Below are 5,953 nucleotides of genomic sequence, written 5' to 3'. Positions count from 1 at the left end.
ATAAAAGCTTGTTTTTCTGTGAAATCAGTATCTTTGAGATACTCAATTAAATCTCTAAATGTGCTGAATTCATACATTACTATTTTGCCGTTTTGAATATCCAAAGCGTCAACTGATCTTAGTTGACTCCATACCTGAAGTCTAAGCTTATCAAAATCTATAAGAGGAGTTTCTGGTTCGAAAGAAGGACAGTCAAAGGTATTAGAGATAAAGTTTTGAAAATTAACACTATTTATTTTCATTCTTTTTTTCTCCTTCTTCCAGTTTCTCTTTCATAACAAGGTAGAAGTAATCCTCTGTAAGAGATTCTAAAATTTCTTCTATTGTTTCTAATTGAGGTTCCCTTTTCCCAATAGAACCGTCAGGTTCCTTTATAAGATGGAGAATTTCTGTGTTTTCTTCAGAGAGTTCTCCCTTTCTCAAAAGATATTCAATATATCTAATTATCTCTGGACTGTGAGTAGAAAAAATAACGAAAACTCCATTTTTAGAAAGAAGTCTAAAAATATCAATGAGCTTAAATCTTAGTGATGGATGGAGATGAACCTCAGGTTCTTCAATGATAAACACGGTATTTTTACCAAGGAAGTTTCTCTCTATTAAAAGCTGTACCAGACCAAAAATTTTGATACCTGAAGCAACAAGATTCACATTGAACTTAAACTTTCCTTTTCGGAAAATGAATCCCTCTTTTGGATCATATTCAAAACGCCCTCCTATTATCTCTTTTATTTTTTCGTATATTTCCTCAAGTTCCACCGTGTCAGCAATACCAACATTTTTAATATCCTTTATAATGTCCCAGTAGATATCGGGAATTCCGTAGTTGTTAGGAAACATTGTTTTGTAATAGGACATCCCCTTTTCCAAATCTAAAACTAGAGGAGTTGCAATAAAATTTGCATGATGAATAACTAAGTCAAGAATTATTTCTTCGTCAGAAAAATCCACTTTTCTTTTTTGAGACGCAGACATACTAATAAGACTTCTACCTCTTTCACTAACAATCTCTATTGTTGCTTTCTTTTCTTCCTTTTCTTTTACTTCCACAAGTTTATTAACCAAGTTTCCTATTTGTCTCTGTTGAAATATCCACCTCAATTTTTGTTCTAAATTTCTTGCAGATATTCCACCTACTGTGAATTTACCAGAAACTAAACCTTTATCTCCAGATTTATGATAAGAGGAAAAAATTCCATACAAAGTCCTTAGAACGAAAGACTTCCCTGTCTCGTTTTTACCTGCAATAACCGTAAAAGGTTTTATCCATAACTCAGCACTTTTAATACTACCGAAGTTGTAAAAAGAAATCTTCATCTATTTTAACCTCGCAAAAGTTAGTTATCAGGAAATATTTTGTTTTTTAGCTCTTTGTATACTTGTGGCACCCCGTTCTTTTCTAGGTACTCCGATAAAAATTTTCGTATTTTCTTTTGTTTAAATTTACCATTAGAGTAATTAAAAATACCCTCTAAATTTGGAGTCTGTAAAAAAACATTTTCATCTCCTAAAATATCTTTAACTTCTTCAATTGCTCTATCTGTTTTTGCGTTATTTGGGTCTTCATCTAGAAGGGCATATGTTTCTATTCCAAGGTTAGTTAAAATTCTTGCCAAGGATTTAACCTCTTCAATTCCTCCACAATCCACAATAGAGACATTAGACTTGTCTAAATCTACTCCTAACCATTCTAAACAAAATCCACAAGCTATCTTATCATTCACTCCCTCAGTTAAAACAACTTTATCAGCAAAGAAAATTTCGTTAAGTTCTTCATTGAATTTGGAAGCTGTTTTTAGTATAGATAAGTCATCAACTTCTGAACTGACACGAGCAACTTCTGTCTGTAGACCTTTTTTTCTAACTATGCAAATAGACCTATAATCCTCAACCCTCACAAAACTTCTTTCATGAGTGGTATAGACAACCTGCACTCCACTATTGGAGAGTTCTTTTAATAAACGGTAAAAATGTCTGCACCCATGAGGATGCAAATAAAGTTCTGGTTCCTCTATTGCTAATACCAGAGGACGATTCGTAACTTCAGCATAAACTCTAGCCATGGCGATAGCCACAGCACTTTGAACACCCGCCCCTTCTAACTCTACATCTACCTCAAAGTTCTCAGGATATTTTATCCTTGGTCTCAAATCTTTCAGGATGTTAGTAGGATCTATTAGTGATAACCTAAGGGCTACATCTAAACCTGTTTGCTCTCTTACAAAATTTCTCAGTTGTCTTTCTATATTTTCTACATAAGGGAATATCTTTTCGTCAAACACTTCCTCAACAGCAGATTTAAACTTATTTTTTGTCTCTTCATCTATATAGGAAGCTATATGCTTTAATAATTTTCCATAAAGCTTCCACTGAGAAGGAGTTATCTGGTGATGGGCTTGCCTATCTAAAGGAAGATACATAAGAGTCACTTCTTCTCTCATTTTAGTTGAAACCTTCACTTCTCTATCACTATTAGGATAACACAATACATTTCCCGAATCATCTAAAGCCACATAGTTAAGTGTATCTCCATCATACGTCAGTTTAAATCCCCACACCTTGTCGTTTACTTCAAGAGCTTTGTTGAAGTGAACTTCTATTGATATCCTTTTAGATTTATTGTGCAGACAAAAATCATGTTCATTAAATGCTCTCACAGAAGGATATGTTTCTCCAATAATTAGATTAAGAGCTTTAAGAATATTTGATTTCCCCGAACTATTGGGACCTATTAAAGCATTAAAACCTGTTAACTCCATTTCAAGTTCCTTAATAGAACGGAAATTCTCAATAACTAACTTCCGTATCAATTCCTCCCTCCTAAACACTTCTCGCTTTTTTCAATCTATTCTGCACGAGCTCTGCAACGGCGTAATAGACTTCTTTTCTCTCCTCTTCTGTTAAGCCAAGAGCGTCAAAGACTATGTCGTCAAGGGCTTTTCGGTCTGGGAGTGGGTTAGGTTCTTGTTCTCTTATTGGTTTGTTCGGGTCAAAGCCGAGTTCGGTGAAGATGGAAAGGACTTTCTGATAGTCATCCATTTCTAAAGTCTTACCAAGAATATTAGGGTCAATCAAAAAGCTTTCTTTATACACTATTACGTCTATATCGGAAATTGCCTGAGCTCCTGTTAACTGACGAGAAAACATTTCTACCAATAAACGGAAAACTAAAGAATTTAACGCAACTAAAGTTTTTTCCTTATCTATATCTTTCCCAATAAAGACATCATATAAAATCTTATCTGCTAAAAACTTTCCATTCTTCCAACAAGCAAAACGTTCACCAACTTTAGCGGAAACAACGAAATCGCTAATTCTTCTTTCTCCTAAGCTATACCACTCTCTTCTGCTCTTACACGTTGGTCTTTTATGAAATCCCTGTTCTTCTCCCCACTTTATATAGTCAAGTGCAAAAGTTCCAGAAAGTTCCTTTCTGGTTTTGTTACACATAAAGACTCTATACTTTAAATCCTCTTCCCTTACAACTATCGTTTTAAGTTCTCTCGGACTTTTTATTACAGGTTTCAAAAATTCCTTTTCAATCAGAAAGAGCTTGTAATCTTTTGCGTTCTTTCCCCACTTACTCGGTTTTACAATTCTGAGTCCCGCCTTTTTTATCTTTTCAACTGAAGTAAAACCTCTTAGGTTTTCAACTTTTTCAAGTTCGCTGTCAGAGAGCTTATCTGTTAAATCTTCAACATAGAAAAATTCGTTTGCTCCTGTTGTAAATCCTCTTTTTACCTCTGCAATATCTCCAAGTTTTACAAGTTTCCCTTTCCCCTTTTTAAGGATTGTAAAGAAAATGTCTGGAGCTCTTAGAAATTTTCCACCCCACTTGTTTCCTTCATACTTTCCGTCTTTGGTTCCATCTCTTAATAAATCCTTCTGCTTTATCGGAAAGACCCTAAAGGCATTTAAAGAAACAACGTTTTCCGAAAGTTCTGTAAGGTCTTTGTTCTCCACTTTGCATTCTAGATCGTCTATAAACAAGAGTAAATCCTTAAAGTCTTTAAAGTTTACAACCTCTTCAAAAGGAACTTTCCACATTACAAATTTTGCGACATTTTCAAGGTTCTCACTTTCGTTATCGTTTGGAGAAGAAGTGAAAACAATAACGGTGTTAACGTCCGCTTCTTTAAAACTTCTTTTTGCTTGGTTGTCGTTTATTGAGTAGATTTTTGTTTTCTTCAAAAGAAATTCTTGTAAACTTTTTCCAAAACCGACATCAAGCCAAGAGTTTGAAGTAATAAAAGCAAGAGTTCCTCTTTCGTTCAAAAGACTCAATGCTTTAAAGTAAAAGTAAACGTATAAATCTGCTTTTCCATCAGGTTTATACTCCTTGCCGTAAAGGTTAACAACCATGTTTTGAAGCTTTTCTTTATACTCTTTTTTAAGTTTTCTCCACTCAGAAGGTTTAAAGTCTTCCTCTTTTTTATCTGGAGGAGCTATCTTTTCTTGTCTAACGTAAGGAGGATTACCAATAACTATGTCAAAACCTTTCTTTTCCCCATAAAAAACTTCAACAAAGTCAATATCCCAAATAAAAGGTCTTTTTCCTTTCTTTAAAGATTTTTTCAAGTTTTCGTAAATCTCGAGATCTCTCAAAAGTTTTTTCTCTTCCTTCTCAAAAAGGGATAGTTTCTTCTTATCTTCATTTCCAAAAAGATCTCTTTGGGATTTTAGAGTTCCTAACTCCCTCAACTTCTTCTTTATTTTATCTATTTTCTCTTCAACTATCATGTTAAAAAGTTCAACTTCCTCTTTCTCTATTTCCCACTTTTTTGGAGCATCTTTTTTGCTTTCTGCAAATGCAAACTTTTTCTTCTTTAGACTTGCTATTTTTCTTTTAACTTCTTGCGATATAGAAGATTTTAGCCACTTTCTCCTGCTTCTTAAAAGTGAAAAGTCTATTCCTCCAACCTCTTCTATTAAGCTGTCTCCAACCCTAACTTTAAAGGAAAGGTTCGGAAGAAGTGGTTTAACCATTACCTCTTCTTTCTTAAGTTCCGCTTCAACTATTAAGAAAAGCCAGAGACGGAGCTCCGCAATCTTTACCGCCCATTCCATTACATCAACGCCGTAAACGTTGTTCTCTATAATCTTTTTCCTCAGTTCATATCCATTTTCAACTTCCCTAAGTTTTTCATAAAGTCTATAAATGGCATCGACCATAGCCACTAAGAAAGCTCCACTACCACAAGCAGGGTCAACAACTTTTAGGTTATCTAAAGCCGTTTTCAGAATCTCTTTTGTTTTTTTGTCCTCTGGTTCAAATTCTTCTTTTAAGACAAAATCATAGATGGTTTCTTCGTCTAAGTTTGTATTGTTCTTGAAATACTGAATTAAAGATCTTGAGACCATAAATCTTATTTCTGGTTCTTTCGTGTAGACTATACCTTTTAAAACTCCTTCAGAGTCTATCTTATCCTCAAAGCTTTTAAGAAGCTCTGAAGAATCTAAGTGCACGAGTTTCTCATAAATTGTTCCAATAAATTCAGGGTTTACAGCTAAGTATTTATCGTTTTCAAGATCTTCAACTATTGTAAAGTTGTAGCTGTTTAAGAAAGGAATAAGTCCAAGTTTTCCCCTTATTAAATCTTCTTCAAGGAAAAACTGGTCTGGAATTTCAAAACCAAGTTCATCAAGTTCGTTTTCCTCAAAAAGACCTCCATTAAGGTAAGGTGCATTTAAAAGAAGTTCTTTTAAACTTTCTGGCAAGAAAGAATACTTTGTGTGTATTTCGCCTTTTTTATTGTTAAAAGCAGAAAAGAACAGGGCTTTTAAAAAATCAAAAAAGTTTTTCTTGTCGTTAGAATTTTTCTCTCTAAACTCTTTATACTCTCTTACTAGAAAAGAGACTAAAGTTTCACCTGTTTTTGTATCAAACCATTCTCTTTTTTCCTGAACAAAGTAGAGAAAGACTATTCTATTCAGGGTTTGGTGAGCCGCTTCT

At 34.1% G+C, this 5,953-nt stretch carries 4 protein-coding genes; all 4 read right to left on the bottom strand.

Translation table 11 applies throughout. The annotated features are described in order from the left end of the window. The coding region (locus tag ABGX27_03910; protein ID MEO2068637.1) for a hypothetical protein at positions 1-242 on the bottom strand (242 nt) is incomplete at its 3' end. Beyond that, a complete protein-coding gene (locus ABGX27_03905) occupies positions 229-1,317 on the bottom strand; it encodes an AAA family ATPase (protein MEO2068636.1) in 1,089 nt (362 codons plus the stop codon). The genes ABGX27_03905 and ABGX27_03910, both read right to left, overlap by 14 nt. A 20-nt stretch (positions 1,318-1,337) precedes the next feature. Beyond that, positions 1,338-2,810: an AAA family ATPase gene (locus ABGX27_03900; GenBank protein ID MEO2068635.1), complete on the bottom strand. Its 1,473-nt coding sequence runs from the start codon at positions 2,808-2,810 to the stop codon at positions 1,338-1,340. A gap of 10 nt (positions 2,811-2,820) precedes the next feature. Next, the coding region (locus tag ABGX27_03895; protein ID MEO2068634.1) for a DNA methyltransferase at positions 2,821-5,953 on the bottom strand (3,133 nt) is incomplete at its 5' end.

This window comes from Desulfurobacteriaceae bacterium, from assembly GCA_039832905.1.
Lineage (GTDB): Bacteria > Aquificota > Aquificia > Desulfurobacteriales > Desulfurobacteriaceae > Desulfurobacterium.
Note: the sequence above shows the minus strand (reverse complement) of the source record. Positions and strands in the feature narration are given on the sequence as shown.

What these genes read in the sequence shown, in the direction of transcription:
- ABGX27_03905 (MEO2068636.1), bottom strand. Translation starts at nt 1,317, where the DNA reads ATGAAGATTTCTTTTTACAACTTCGGTAGTATTAAAAGTGCTGAGTTA.